This is a genomic window from Salinisphaera sp., assembly GCF_035690525.1.
Lineage (GTDB): Bacteria > Pseudomonadota > Gammaproteobacteria > Nevskiales > Salinisphaeraceae > Salinisphaera.
The window spans coordinates 55,304-69,323 of record NZ_DASSKM010000109.1 but is presented as its reverse complement, the minus strand read 5'-3'; the positions used below and the strand labels follow the sequence as shown (position 1 = coordinate 69,323).

12 protein-coding genes are annotated in these 14,020 nt (G+C 65.1%); 6 read left to right on the top strand and 6 right to left on the bottom strand.

All coding sequences use genetic code 11. The features are described from left to right. Nucleotides 1–10 precede the first annotated feature (10 nt). The 4 genes from VFJ08_RS08030 to cydC all read left to right on the top strand — a co-directional run bounded on the left by VFJ08_RS08030 (nucleotide 11) and on the right by cydC (nucleotide 4,871). Nucleotides 11–1,048 (top strand): cytochrome d ubiquinol oxidase subunit II, encoded by a 1,038-nt coding sequence (locus VFJ08_RS08030; protein WP_324996675.1) that lies wholly within the window; start codon nucleotides 11–13, stop codon nucleotides 1,046–1,048. Then, nucleotides 1,038–1,298, top strand: a complete 261-nt coding sequence (locus tag VFJ08_RS08025; protein ID WP_324996674.1) for a hypothetical protein — start codon at nucleotides 1,038–1,040, stop codon at nucleotides 1,296–1,298. Before VFJ08_RS08030 ends, VFJ08_RS08025 begins: the two co-directional genes overlap by 11 nt. A gap of 73 nt (nucleotides 1,299–1,371) precedes the next feature. After that, nucleotides 1,372–3,150, top strand: a complete 1,779-nt coding sequence (cydD, locus tag VFJ08_RS08020) for a thiol reductant ABC exporter subunit CydD (RefSeq protein ID WP_324996673.1) — start codon at nucleotides 1,372–1,374, stop codon at nucleotides 3,148–3,150. Continuing rightward, nucleotides 3,147–4,871, top strand: a complete 1,725-nt coding sequence (gene cydC, locus VFJ08_RS08015; RefSeq protein WP_324996672.1) for a thiol reductant ABC exporter subunit CydC — start codon at nucleotides 3,147–3,149, stop codon at nucleotides 4,869–4,871. The genes cydD and cydC overlap by 4 nt, the downstream gene beginning before the upstream one ends. Nucleotides 4,872–4,909: 38 nt before the next feature. Here the strand turns inward: cydC and VFJ08_RS08010 are convergent, their stop codons facing one another. After that, nucleotides 4,910–6,130: an NnrS family protein gene (locus VFJ08_RS08010; protein WP_324996671.1), complete on the bottom strand. Its 1,221-nt coding sequence runs from the start codon at nucleotides 6,128–6,130 to the stop codon at nucleotides 4,910–4,912. 310 nt (nucleotides 6,131–6,440) lie between these two features. On the opposite strand from VFJ08_RS08010, the gene VFJ08_RS08005 reads away from it, so the two are divergent. After that, complete coding sequence (locus tag VFJ08_RS08005) at nucleotides 6,441–6,845, top strand: SirB2 family protein (protein ID WP_324996670.1); 405 nt, start codon at nucleotides 6,441–6,443, stop codon at nucleotides 6,843–6,845. Nucleotides 6,846–6,872: 27 nt separating this feature from the next. Here the strand turns inward: VFJ08_RS08005 and VFJ08_RS08000 are convergent, their stop codons facing one another. Beyond that, complete coding sequence (locus tag VFJ08_RS08000) at nucleotides 6,873–7,346, bottom strand: cyclic nucleotide-binding domain-containing protein (protein WP_324996669.1); 474 nt, start codon at nucleotides 7,344–7,346, stop codon at nucleotides 6,873–6,875. A 379-nt stretch (nucleotides 7,347–7,725) separates the two neighbouring features. Between VFJ08_RS08000 and VFJ08_RS07995 the strand changes: the two genes are divergently transcribed. Then, entirely contained in the window at nucleotides 7,726–9,057 is a 1,332-nt protein-coding gene (locus tag VFJ08_RS07995; RefSeq protein WP_324996668.1) for a chloride channel protein, read from the top strand. A 41-nt stretch (nucleotides 9,058–9,098) separates the two neighbouring features. Here VFJ08_RS07995 and VFJ08_RS07990 read toward each other — a convergent pair whose 3' ends face one another. The 4 genes from VFJ08_RS07990 to VFJ08_RS07975 all read right to left on the bottom strand — a co-directional run bounded on the left by VFJ08_RS07990 (nucleotide 9,099) and on the right by VFJ08_RS07975 (nucleotide 14,014). Beyond that, complete coding sequence (locus VFJ08_RS07990; protein WP_324996667.1) at nucleotides 9,099–11,924, bottom strand: aconitate hydratase; 2,826 nt, start codon at nucleotides 11,922–11,924, stop codon at nucleotides 9,099–9,101. 53 nt (nucleotides 11,925–11,977) lie between these two features. Then, a complete protein-coding gene (locus tag VFJ08_RS07985) occupies nucleotides 11,978–12,436 on the bottom strand; it encodes a carboxymuconolactone decarboxylase family protein (protein WP_324996666.1) in 459 nt (152 codons plus the stop codon). Between the two features lie 83 nt (nucleotides 12,437–12,519). Beyond that, nucleotides 12,520–12,729: a DUF3565 domain-containing protein gene (locus VFJ08_RS07980; RefSeq protein WP_324996665.1), complete on the bottom strand. Its 210-nt coding sequence runs from the start codon at nucleotides 12,727–12,729 to the stop codon at nucleotides 12,520–12,522. 13 nt (nucleotides 12,730–12,742) lie between these two features. Further along, complete coding sequence (locus tag VFJ08_RS07975) at nucleotides 12,743–14,014, bottom strand: O-acetylhomoserine aminocarboxypropyltransferase/cysteine synthase family protein (protein WP_324996664.1); 1,272 nt, start codon at nucleotides 14,012–14,014, stop codon at nucleotides 12,743–12,745. Nucleotides 14,015–14,020 lie beyond the last annotated feature (6 nt).

Genomic DNA, 14,020 nt, shown 5'->3' with positions numbered 1-14,020 from the left:
GGCACAGGCAATGAACGATCTGTCACAGGCCCATAATTTCCTGATATACGCCTGGTGGTTCGCACTCGGCTTTAGTTTCCTGATGTATATCATGCTCGACGGCGCCGATCTGGGCGCCGGCGTCTTCTCGTTATTCGTGCACGATCATCAAGAGCGTGGCGCGATTATGGCGACTATGGCCGGCACATGGGATGCCAATGAAACCTGGCTCGTTGTGGCCGGTGGCATTCTGTTTGGCACTTTTCCCATGGTGTACGGCTCGGCGTTTCATTATCTGATGCTGCCGCTGATCATCGTACTGCTCAGCATCATGATGCGGGCTGTATCGTTGGAGTTCCGGCATCTTTCGCAGCGCACCCAATGGCTATGGGACGGCTTGTTCGGCGTGGCCAGCCTGACCACGCTGTTTTTCGCCGGCATGGCCATGGGCGCGGTACTTCAGGGGTACCCGCTGACCGGCGGTCAAGTGCCGACATACCCAGGCGGCATGCTGCGCTTTGTCAGCGCTTTCAGCGTCTGGACCGGCATTGGTGCGGTAATCGCGGCCTCGCTGGCCGGGAGTTTGTTCATCCGGGCGCGCTTCGAGCGCACCGAAGCGATCCGCGTGCGGGCGGCGGTCTGGGTCGATCGTACGTTCTATCTGGCGCTGGCCGCCGTGGTCGTTACCGGCATCTGGAGCCTCGCGATCTTCGAATGGGTACGCGCCAAATGGCTGGGGCCGTATTTCTGGATTTGGCTGCTGTTGGCGATCGTGGTCGTGCTGGCAACCTTCCAGATGCGCCGCGCGACCCGCAAAGAGCGCGATCTGGCGGCCATCCTGTGGCTAAACGCCGCCATCGCGATCATGTGGCTTTCCATGATGTTCACTATGCTCCCCTGGATTGTGCCGAATACCTGGACTGTGCAAGCGGCTGCCAGCCCGGCGGTATCGCTGGTGACCTTCACGCTCGCCATGGGCAGTTTCCTGCCGGTGATGCTGGCCTACAACTGGTATCAGATTTGGGTGTTCCGGGCGCGTATCAACAAGCTCACGGGTTATGGCCACTAAACCGACCATGCCTGCGGCCGACAATGGCGATGCCCGGCATGTTTGGGCTCGGGCGCTATGGCATATGCGCTGGCCGGCGGTCTATATCTGTGGCCCGGTGCTCGGCCTGGTGATGGTCAACCTGTTTTTCGGCCTGCCTGGCCACCTGTGGTTTGTTGCGGCCGCCTTCTTCGGTTTTAGTGTCGTGTTGTTCGGCATCCTGGTCAGGGGCGAGGCGCGCCGTCTCCGCCGGATCGGGCGTTCGCGCTGATTCGAACCGCTATCGGCAATTTTTGGCCGGTCGGGTCGGTCGGATATTCATGAGTTGATTCGGGGTGGTGAGAATGGCGCGTTCGGCTGCACCGGGAAAGCGTGCCGCCGCCGGGGTGCTGAGCGGTTGGTTGCGCAGACAACTCCGCCGGGCGCGCGGGCCGCTGGGCTTGAGTATCGCGATGAGCGCGGTCGACGGGCTGTTGCTGATCGGACAAGCCTGGCTGCTGGCCCGGATCATCGCCGCGGTGGCGATCGACGGTCGAGGCTTGGCCGCCGTATGGCCGTGGCTGTGGGGCGTGCTCGCCGTGTTCGCGGTGCGCGCCGCCGTAACGCCATTGGCTGAGGTCGCCGCCTTCGAGGCCGCGGCGCGCGTCAAGCTCGCGGTGCGGAGGCAGCTATACGACCATGCCCAGGCCCTCGGTCCGGCATGGGCGCGCCGTCAGCGCAGCGGCGCGATCGCGCATACGCTCACCGACGCGGTCGAGTCGCTCGACAGTTATTACGCCGGCTATCTGCCGCAGATCGCCCGGGCTACGTTCCTGCCGCTCGCGATCCTGGTGTTCGTTTTCCCGCAGGATTGGGTCTCCGGACTGATCCTCGTCATCACCGCGCCGCTGATTCCGCTGTTCATGATCCTGATCGGCAAGGGCACCGAGCGCCTCAATCAGCGCCAGTGGCGGCGGCTCGCGCGCATGAGCGCGCATTTTTTCGACGCCATCGAAGGCCTGACCACGCGCAAGCTGTTCAACGCCAGCCGGCGCGAGGCCGCGGTCGTGGCCCGGATATCGAAAGCCTATCGGCACGACACCATGGCGGTGCTGCGCGTGGCGTTCCTGTCGTCGTTGATGCTGGAGTTCCTGGCCACGATCGCCATCGCGATGGTCGCGGTCTATATCGGTTTCCGGCTTTACTACGGTGAGATGCAGTTTCTGCCGGGCCTGTTCGTGCTGCTTCTGGCGCCCGAGTTCTATGTGCCGCTGCGCAACATGGGGGCTCAGTACCATGCGCGCATGGAGGCGATTGGCGCTTCGGAGCAGATCGTGGCGCTGTTGGATGAGCCGGCGACGCGCCCGGCGCGCGGTGAGGCCGCCGCCCGGATCGGCCCTCTGACCCGCGTGGCTTTCGAGCGCGTCGATTTTGCCTACGAGCCCGGGCAGCCGGTGCTTCAAAATCTCGACTTCGCGATCGAGCGCGGCCGGCGCGTCGCCCTCGTCGGGCCGAGCGGCGCCGGCAAGACGACGATCAGTCAGCTGCTTCTGGGCTTCCTTCAGCCGGCACAGGGCCGCGTCCGCGCCAATGGCGTCGATCTGTGTGATATCGATGCCGAACAATGGTTGGCGCGGGTGGCTTGGCTGGCCCAGCGGCCGACGCTGTTCCACGGCAGCGTGGGCGACAATATCCGTCTGGGCATGCCGTCGGCGGGCCCCGAGGCGGTGCGGCGTGCGGCGGCGCAGGCCAACGCCGCCGCGTTCATCGAAGGATTGCCGGCCGGCTACGACACGATCGTCGGCGATCGCGGCCAGGGGCTATCCGGCGGCGAGATCCAGCGTATCGCGCTTGCGCGCGCTTTTCTCAAGGACGCCGACCTGGTGGTGCTGGATGAGGCCAGCGCCAGTCTCGACCCCGAGACCGAGACGTTGATCACCCAGGCCATCGAGCGCCTGGCCCGCAATCGCGTCATGCTGATGATCGCGCATCGCCTGGCCACCGTGCGCCGCGCCGACGAGATTGTGGTTCTCGATCACGGGCGCATCATCGAGCGGGGCAGCCACCGCACGCTGCTGAATAATAACGGGCGTTACGTCGAAATGCTGTCGCTCTACCGCGGCGGTATGGTCGATACGCCATGACCGATTTGCTGCGTCTGCTCGGTCTCTTCAAGCCCTTCCGGCGCTCGCTCGCTGCCGGCATCGCGCTGTCGACCGGCGTCATTCTGGCCAATGTGGCGTTGTTGTCGCTGGCCGGCTGGTTCATCACCGCAATGGCGCTGGCGGGCCTTGGCGGGTATACGATCAACTACTTCACGCCGGCTGCCGGTATTCGCGCCCTGGCCATCGTGCGGAGCGTCGGGCGTTACGGTGAGCGGCTGGTGACCCACGACGCCACGCTTCGCCTGCTGTCGCAGTTGCGCGGCTGGTTCTATGTGCATCTCGAACCGCTGGCGCCGGCGCGGCTACAGTTTTATCGCGGCGGCGATCTGCTGAGTCGTATCCGCGCGGATATCGATACGCTCGACAACTTCTATCTACGGGTGCTCGTGCCCACCGTTGCCGCGGCGGTCAGCGTGCTGGTGATGGTCGGTTTCCTCGCCGGCTTCAGCGTGGCCGCGGCGCTGATCGATCTGGCCGGGCTGGTGGTCGTCGGTATCGGGATGCCGCTGTTGGTCCAGCGCCTGGGGGCGGTACCCGGCGCGCGTGCCGTGGCGGGTCGCGCCGATCTGCGCTCCGCGATCGCCGATTCCGTGCGCGGCATGGACGAACTGCACGTCTATCAGGCGCGTGTCCGTCAGGCCGGGCATGTGGAACGGCTGAGCCAGGGGCTGGTCGCGCCGCAGCGCCGGCAGGTATGGATCGATGCCGTGGCGGGGGCGGTTTCGGGGCTCGCGACCCGGCTCTGTCTCTGGCTGGCGTTGGTGGCCGTGATTCCGCTGATCGCGGCCGGCCGGCTCGACGGCGCCGATCTGGCGATGATCGCGTTTTTCATCCTGGCCAGCTTCGAGGCCGTCAATCCGTTGCCATTGGCCTTTCGGAGCCTCGGCGAGACGCGCGCCGCCGCGCGCCGAATATTCGCTCTGGTCGATGCCGCGCCGGCGGTGGACGAACCGCCGCGCGAGGCCGAGCCGCCGCCCATTTTCGATATCCGGTGCCGCGGGCTGCGTATGCGCTATGCCGAAGGCGCGCGCTGGGCGCTGGACGGTATCGACTTACACGTGGCGCCGGGCCAACGGCTGGGTGTCGTCGGCGCGACGGGTTCGGGAAAAACAAGTTTGTTCAATGTGTTGCTACGATTCTGGGACTATCAGGACGGCGAGGCGACCCTGGGCGGCGTACCGCTGCGCGCCTATCGCGGCGAGACGGTCCGCGGCTGGTGTGCCGTGGTCTCGCAGCGGACGCATCTGTTCAATACCAGCATCCGCGAGAATCTGAGGCTCGCGCACAGCGGAGCCACGGACGAACAGCTCTGGGGCGCTCTGCGTCAGGCCGGGATCGAGGCTGAAATTCGGGCGCTGCCGGGTGGACTGGACACCGTGACCGGCGAAACGGGGACGCGCCTGTCCGGTGGCCAGGCGCGCCGGATCGCCATCGCTCGCGCGCTGCTCAAGGACGCGCCGATTTTGTTGTTGGACGAGCCCACCGAAGGGCTGGACGCCGGGACCGAGCATGCGGTGCTGCAGGCGCTGGAAACGCTCATGGCGAATCGTACGACGCTGCTCATCACGCATCGGCCCCAGGCCCTGCGGCACGTCGACCGGGTTGCGGTGCTAGGCGACGGCCGCGTGCTGGAGCAGGGGACGCCGGGCGAACTGTTGCGCCGAGGGCGCTATCTGCCGATCTATGCGGCACTTGGTTAACGTCCCACCCGTCGCCGCGCCCGGCGGCGTCGCCAAACCTAGCCTGGCGCACCGTCCACGCGCGGGCCGAGATAGGCGGCGCCATAGCGCAGAGTCCAGGGCAGCAGGGCGACGAGCCAGAGCGCCGCGGCGGCGAGGATCAACCACGGGCGCAATCCGCTCGGCACCGGGCATTCGGCCAGGACGCGGACCACGGCCGTCACTTGAATCAGCGTGAAAGCCCATAGCGCGACACGCCCGGCGATCAGCGGGCGGCCTGAATGACCGAGGCTCACGCGGGTGGCCATGGCGACCACCATACCGGTGACGAAGCCGATCCCCAGCGCATGCAGAGGCGCGGTGCCGAGCGACATTCGAGCGCCGAAGAACTGCAGCAGACTGTCGATTGCATACAGCGTCATCGCGACGGCCAGCCAGGCGAAGGCGACGTGGAGCATGCCGAGCAGGGGGTTGCGCAGGCTCCGCGCCAGCCCCCAGCGCCAGCTATGCCACGCGGCGAGCGCCGCCAGCGGTAGATCGCAGAAGAGCGACCAGTCAAGCCGGCCGGCGATCGCGAGGCTGCAGTGGGCGGCAACGCAAAGCAAGGTGGCCGGTAGGGTCCAGCCGGGTTTGGCGATTCGGTAGTCACTTAGAACACGAGAACTGAAAAACGGAATCATTCGATGGCTTATGGCCACGATCAGCGGCACCAGAAACAGCCAGATGCCGATCGCGATGGCCGGTTCCAGCAGCGGCGCCCGCGGTACGATCAACCCGGCGACGTAGATGGCCGCGCCGAGCCAGCCCGCGGCGATACACCCCAGTGGAAACAGCGCGAAGCGCTTGTCGACACGCGGCGAGTGCCGCCAGACTCGATACAGCGTGACCCAACCGAAGCCCCATGCGGCCACGAACAGCGCAGCACCCGCGGCGGCCAGCCTCCGGTCGATCAGGAAGCCGATGTAGGCGACGCACACGCCCAGCGCCATGCCGGCGGCGATGCGCGCATAGCGCGCCTTGGGCACCGGTGCGCTGTTCAACCAGCGTGGGAACGCGGTAAGGGCGAAACCGAACACAAAAAACGGAAACAGGCCGTACAGCATCAGAAAAACGTGCACAGCCATGCCGGGAACCGCGAGCGTCGGGCCGGCCGTGCCGGGTAGATACCAGCCGCAGAGAATCGTTAGCCAAAGCCCCATGGCCGCGACGATCTGCGCGGCGCCGGCCAGAAAGAACGGCCGATGCGGTGAAGCCAGTACGATCGCTGCTCGCCCGGCCATGATCGGAGTCTTCACGCAAATCCCCGTCTATGAGGTGTTGGTGGCCCGCACTCGGCAGACCGCGCGACACGGCGATTACAATATCGCGCGAATCGCCGGTTTTTTCATAGCACATGATGAGGGATCGCCCTGTCGGCCCGCCTTGACGCAGATCAAGGCCTGTACCGGCGTTGCCGGCACACTGGGTAAACGCATGGCGCTCGGGCGGCCGCACTCGGTTTTCGTATCGATCAGGGCGAACGCGTCGAAGGCGATGACCCGGCGGCGTCGCAGGTTCATATCGTCCTAAAAGAAAAAGGCAACGAAGCTGATGGACATCGGCACTCTCTACAACGGGATCAAGCTCGTTCACATGAGCTGCGCCGGGGCCAGCGTCAGCCTGTTCACGGCGCGCGGTCTATGGGTCAACGTGGCGCGCCGCGGTCTCTGGCGTTGGCTGCGCATCGTGCCGCACGTCATCGACACGCTGTTGCTGGCCAGCGGTCTCACGCTGGCCTTTCTCATCCATCAGTATCCGTTTTTCAACAGCGACTGGCTGACCGCGAAGGTGATCGGTCTGATCGCCTATATTGCGCTGGGTACCGTGGTGTTTCGTGGCCCGTCCGACCGCCGGTGGCGGGCGCTCGCGGGCGTGCTCGCGCTGCTGGTCTTTGCCTATATCGTGGGCGTGGCCGTGACCATGCGGCCGACGGGCTTTCTGCATTTCGCGCTTTGATCTGAGCGGCTGCCGCCCGGCTCGGACTCACGCAAAGCCCGCTGGATGCCATTCCTCCATCATCTTTTGCCGGGCGGAACTCAGCCGTCGGGACATCAGGGCCGAAAAGCGCTTGAACAGCTCGTAGCCGAATTTGGGGTCGGATTCGCAGCGGGCCAGAATGGCGTCGCCGTCGAATACCAGCACGTCGCTGTCTTCCAGGGCACGGGCTTGAAAATGCCAGCGATAGGGCGGTATCAGCCACGACCAGCCGACGACCTCGCCGGGTCCGAGATGTTGCATTTCGAGCGCGGGGCCGCTGATCGCCGCCACTTCGATGCTGATGGCGCCCCGGCGTATGAAATAGAACTGCTGCGCGCGGTGATCGTGGCGAAACAGGATATCTTCCGTGTCCAGCGCGAGCGGCGTGGCACAGCCGGCCAGAAAAGAAAGAAAGGACGGATCGAGCCCGATGAAGAAATCCCGTTCGGCCAGATCGCTCACGGTGGGTTGGTTCGACATCGATTCATACCTCGCTGACTGATTCCATGCTATCGGGGGTGTCGTTGGGCAGACAACAGTCTGCACAGGATAGCGCTCGAAAGAGACTCGGGCACCCCGGCCGACGGCGACGAAGGGTGTCGTGCAGGCGCCGCCAATGGACAAGCATCCGCGCCTCGGCGATACTCATTTTCATAAAAACAGACTGTCACGCCACAAGATCAACCGGGGACCACGGTTCGCGTACGCCTGAAAAGGCCGGGCAGGCGGCGCGCTCGTTCGCGGTGCCGCCGCTCGCTTGTGTGATTCGGCAACGAACCATGCCCGGTCTGCTCACCTGAAGATTCTCCGAGACCGCCGCCCGTAAATGCAGCCCGTCAGGCTCGTCGAACCCGTTGTGATGCTTGCGACCGTAGCCCAGTGGCTGGTGCTGGCCACGCTGACGGGGACCCTGGTCGGGGCGGGCACCAGTCTTTTTCTGTACGCGCTGTTCTTCGTTTCCGCGCCCACTGAAACCGCGCCGCTCTGGCTGCATATGGTGCTGTTGCCGTTGGGCGGTCTGTTCAACGGTCTGCTGCTGCACTGGGGTTACCGCGCCAACAAGACGGGTCTGAAGGATTCGACGATCGCCGCAGTGCATCAGCAGGCGGGCAGAATGCCGCTGGCCACGGCGTGGATCAAACCCGTGGCCGCGCTGGCCACACTGGCCTCCGGCGGTTCGGCCGGCCGGACTGGGCCGTGCTCGCACATCGGCGGGGCGGTCGCGGCCGGGATCGGCAAGGTACTGCACCTGAACGGCGAGTTGCGAAAGCGGCTCGTCGCCTGCGGCATCAGCGCCGGTTTCGCCGGCGTCTTCGGCACGCCGATCGCGGGCGCCGTCTACGGCGTGGAAATCCTCACGGTCGGCTATCTCCGGCACGATTTCCTGTTTCCGGCCACGGTGGCCGGCTTTGCGTCGTTCGAGATCAGCAAGTTGGTCGACGCCCCGTACATCGAATATTTCACCATCGGGCTGCCGGACAATTTCTCGGAAATCCTGTTCATCAAGACCGTGATCATCGGGATCATTTGCGGTCTGGTCGCGTGGCTCTACGTTTATCTGATCGAGCTCGCCCGCCGGGGCTTCAAGCGGTTCCGGTACCGGTTCAATCTGTGGCCGCCGCTGATGCCGCTGTTGGGCGGCGTCATTCTGGCCGTGCTGATCATCGTGATTCCCACCGATTACCTGGGCCTGAGCCTGCCATTGATGGACCACGCGCTCGCCGGCGACCCCATGCCGTATCTCGGTTTCCTGTGGAAGTCGATTCTGGTGGCGATCACGCTGGGCTCCGGGTTTTATGGCGGCGTCGTGACACCACAGCTCGTCATCGGCGCCATGACCGGCAACGCTTTTTCCCATCTACTCGGTTTCAGCCCGGCGCTGGGCGGCGCGATCGGCCTGGTTGCGGTGGTGGCCGCGGCCTCCGATGCGCCCATCGCCGCGATACTCATGGGTATCGAACTGTTCGACACGTCGACCGGCACCTTCTATGCCTCGGGTGCCGCCATCGCGGCCTATCTGGTGATCGGCCATCGCAGCGTTTATCCCGACCAGCTTCTGGCTTTTACCAAGTCCTCCTGGATATCGGCCAAACCGGGCCTGCCGCTGGACAAGAAAACGCTTTATCTATCCTTCGGCCTGCGCAAGTGGCTCAGTTATCTGCGTAAACGCCGCCGCGGAGAGAGACGATAGCGCTTCCTCTTCGACCCGAGCGGGCCAGACGGCGGTGATGCTCAGGCACGGCCTGAGGCTGTCGACGCGTCGTCGAGCAACGCCCGCAGCATAAAGCGCAGGATGCCACCGTGGCGATAGTAGGCCGCTTCGGCGGGCGTATCGATCCGCAGGCGGACATCGAACGCCTGTGACCGCCCGTCTGTGCCGGCCGCCGTGACCTGAACGAAATTCGGCAGCACGTCCCGGCCGGCCAGCCCGGTGATCGCGAAGGTCTCCTCGCCGGAGAGCCCGAGCGAGTCGGCGGATTCGCCCTCGGCAAACTGCAGCGGCAACACGCCCATGCCGATCAGGTTGGAGCGGTGGATGCGCTCGTAGCTCTCGGCGATCACCGCGCGCACGCCGAGCAGGGCGGTGCCCTTGGCAGCCCAGTCGCGCGACGAGCCGGAGCCATACTCCTTGCCGGCGAGCACGAGCAGCGGTGTGCCCGCCGCCGCGTAGTTTACCGACGCATCGTAGATCGTGCTCACCGGCGCGTCGTCCTGCGTGAAGTCCCGGGTGTAGCCGCCTTCCGTACCCGGCGCGAGCAGATTACGCAGGCGAATGTTGGCGAAAGTGCCGCGGATCATCACTTCGTGGTTGCCGCGGCGCGCGCCGTAGGAGTTGAAATCCGGGCGCGCCACGCCGTGCTCGGCCAGATATTGTCCGGCCGGGGAGTCGGGCGCGATCGCACCCGCCGGGCTGATGTGATCGGTGGTGACCGAGTCGCCGAGCCGGGCCAGCACGCGCGCGCCTTCGATATCGGCCAGAGGTTCGGGCTCGCGGCTCATGCCGTCGAAAAACGGCGGCCGGCGCACGTAGGTTGAGTCCGCCTGCCATTCGAAGGTGTCGCCTTCGGCGATGGCCATGCCGCGCCAGCGCTCGTCGCCTTTGTAGATATCGGCGTAGCCGGCGGTGAACATGTCCGCGTGCAGGTTTTCGGCGATGGTGTGCTCGATGGCGGCTGGCGCCGGCCAGATGTCCTCGAGAAAAACCGGCTCGCCGTCGCTGCCGGTGCCGATCGGCTCGCGCAGCAGGTTGACGTGCAGGCTGCCGGCCAGCGCGTAGGCGATCACCAGCGGCGGCGAGGCCAGAAAATTCATACGGCATTCGGGGTGGATACGGCCCTCGAAGTTGCGGTTGCCCGACAGTACCGAGCACACCGTGAGGTCTTTGTCGTTGACGGCGGCACTGACCTCCGGGATCAGCGGACCGGAATTGCCGATGCAGGTCGTGCAACCGTAGCCGACCAGATGGAAGCCCAGCTCCTCCAGATACGGCGTCAATCCGGCGCGCTCGATGTAGTCGGTGACCACTCTGGAGCCGGGCGCCAGCGAGGTCTTGACCCAGGGTCTGCGCGCCAGGCCCTTTTCCACGGCATTTTTCGCGAGCAGGGCGGCGCCGATCATTACCGACGGGTTGGAGGTATTGGTGCAGGAGGTGATCGCGGCGATCACCACCGAGCCGTTGTCGATCTCGCACCGGCTGCCGTCGTCCAGGGTCACGGTCGCCGGCGTGCTGGGCCAGGCGTGCTCGGCCCCGCAGTCACACGGCGGATTCGGTTCGTCGCCGGGATGATCGTGGTCGATCGAGACCGGATCGCTGGCCGGAAAGGATTCTCCGGAGGCTTCGTCGAGACCGACATCGATAGCCTCGGCCTGGGTCTGGCCGGCCAGCAGCGCGCCGACCGCGTGGGGGGCAATACGCAGCGGCACGCGATCGTGCGGACGTTTGGGACCGGCGATGGATGGTTCGACCGTGCCTAAATCCAGTTCGACGACCTGCGAGTATTCGGCTTCGTGCTCGGGGTCGTGCCAGAGGCCCTGTTCCTTCGCGTAGGCCTCGACCAGGCGGATCTGATGCTCGTCGCGCCCGGTCAGGCGCAGATAGGCGAGCGTTTCATCGTCGATCGGGAATATCGCGCAGGTCGAGCCGTATTCCGGGCTCATGTTGCCGATGGTGGCGCGGTTGGCCAGCGGCACGTTGGCCACGCCGGGCCCGAAGAACTCGACGAATTTGCCGACCACACCGGTGGCGCGCAGCAGTTCGGCGACGGTGAGCACCAGGTCGGTGGCCGTGGTGCCGGGCTGCAGTTCGTCGGTGAGCTTGAAGCCGACCACCTGCGGCATCAGCAGGCTGATCGGCTGGCCGAGCATGGCCGCCTCCGCCTCGATGCCGCCCACGCCCCAGCCGAGCACCCCCAGGCCGTTGACCATCGGCGTATGCGAGTCGGTGCCCACCAGTGTATCGGGGTAGGCGAGCGTGCCGTTTTCGGTCTCGCGGGTGAATACCGTACGGGCCAGATATTCCAGATTCACCTGATGGCAGATGCCGGTGTCCGGCGGTACCACCTTGAAATCGTTGAACGCCGTCGCACCCCAGCGCAGCAACTGATAGCGCTCGGCGTTGCGCTCGAACTCCCTGGCTGCATTGGTCAGAAACGCATTCGGCCGGCCGAAGGCATCCACGATCACGGAATGATCGATGACCAGTTCGGTGGGGATCTGCGGATTGATCCGTCGCGCATCGCCGCCCAACTCGCCGATCGCATCGCGCATCGCCACCAGATCCACCACACCCGGTACACCGGTGAAATCCTGCATCAGCACCCGCGCCGGGGTGTATTGGATCTCCTGTTCGGGCGCGGCTTCGGGCCGCCACTCGGCCAGTGCGCGGATTTGTTCGGCGGTCACGCGCTCGCCGTCCTCGTTGCGCAGCAGGTTTTCCAGCATCACCTTCAGGCTGTAGGGCAGGCGTTCGAAGCCTTCGACGGCCGACAGTCTGTAGATGATGTAATTCGCGTTGTCGACGGCCAGCGTATCGCGGGCGCCAAATGTGTTGGATGCCATGCCGATGCTCCTTGAATCGATTGGCCAGGCCCAGCCCGTATGCCGCCTCGCGTCTACCGAGCCAGATCCGGCCGGTAGCCGCCGGCTTCCATGCGCGAAGCGATCGCCAGCCGGTTCCAACTGTTGATCGCGGCAATCGCCAGGCTGAGATCCAGTAGTTCGTTGTCGTTGAAATACTGAGCCGCCTGTTCGTACACGTTGTCCGGCACATGGGTATCGGCCACGCGCGTCACCGCCTCCGTCCAGGCCAGAGCGGCACGTTCGCGGTCGCTGAAAAAAGGCGTTTCGCGCCAGGCATTCAATGTGTACAGTCGCTGTTCGCTTTCGCCGGCCGCGCGAGCGCCCTTGCTATGCATGTCCAGACAAAACGCGCAGCCATTGATCTGCGAGGCACGCATCTTGACCAGTTCCAGCAGCGGCGCTTCGAGACGGCAGTCGTGAAGATAGTCTTCCAGGCTGCGCAGCGCCTGGATACCCGCATGCGACAGCTGATATGTGAAACGCTGGGCCATATTGTTTGCTCCCGCTATCGGATGTCTGGCTCTATTGATTGATAGAGCATGCGAGAAATGTCGTTATCAGTCGTTGACCCAGATCAAACCGGCTGATCGACAGGCTCGCCTCGGTCGCATTTCTTGCAGTCCAGCTCGAAACCGAGCATCGACTCACGCCCGGCCGCGTGCGTGACCCAAGGCCGCTGGACCCACGGCGGATCGTGTCGGACATGCTGATTGTGGCCGCAGGCCAGCTCGGCCACCCAATGGTCTTCCAGGTCGCGGTGATAGCCGGCGATTGGTTGGCGCATGGAATCCACGGTCTCAGCCGGTGACGGCCAGAGCCTGATCCAGGTCGGCGATCAGGTCGTCGATGTGTTCGATGCCGATCGACAGCCGGATCATGTCGGGCGTCACGCCGGCGCTTGCGAGCTCGGCTTCGTTGAGCTGGCGATGGGTGGTCGCGGCCGGCATCGATGCGCAGCTCTTGGCGTCGCCGATATTGACCAGCCGGATGAACAGATCGAGGGCGTCGTAGAAACGCACACCGGCCTCCAGACCCCCTTCGATGCCGAAACTCAGGATGCCCGAGGCCCGACCGTCCATATAGCGCCGGGCCAGCGGATGATCGCGGTGGTCGGCGAGTCCGGCGTAGCTGACCCAGCGCACGCGCGGGTGGGCCTCGAGGTATTCGGCGATGCGCTGGGTGTTGTCGCAGACACGCTCCATGCGCAGCGCCAGGGTCTCCAGACCCTGCAGCAACTGCCATGCGTTGAACGGGCTCATGGCACCGCCCATGTTGCGCAGCGGCACCACACGGGCGCGCGTGATGAAAGCCGCTTCACCCGCGTCCTTCGCGTAGTTGACGCCGTGATAGGACGGATCGGGCTCGGTGAGCAGCGTGAAGCGTTCGGCGTGGTCCAGCCAGGGGAAACGCCCGGAATCGACGATTAGGCCGCCGACCGTGGTGCCGTGGCCGCCGATGTACTTGGTCGCGGCGTGCACGATGATATCCGCGCCGTGTTCGATCGGGCGCAGCAGCGTCGGCGAAGGTACGGTATTGTCGACGATCAGTGGCACGCCGTGGCCGTGCGCGATCTCGGCCAGCGCTTCGATATCCGCGACGTTGCCCGACGGGTTGCCGATCGATTCGCAGTAGATGGCCTTGGTGTGTTCGTCGATGAGCGCAGCCATGGCGGCCGGGTCGTCCTTGTCGGCGAAACGCACCGTCATGCCCTGACGCGGCAGGGTATGGGCGAACAGATTGTAGGTGCCGCCGTAGAGTTCGCTGATCGAGACGATGTTGTCGCCGGCCTCGGCGATGGTCTGGATCGCGGCGGTGACCGCAGCCATGCCGGAGGCCATAGCGAGTGCGCCGACGCCGCCCTCGAGCGCCGCGATGCGCTGTTCCAGCACGTTGCAGGTCGGATTCATGATGCGGCTGTAGATATTGCCCGGTACCTTCAGATCGAAGAGATCGGCGGCGTGTTGGGCATCGTCGAACGCATACGATGTGGTCTGGTGGATCGGCACGGCCACGGCGTGCTGTTCGTCGGGCGTGTACCCGCCGTGCAGGGCAATGGTTTCCGGTTTCATGAGCGA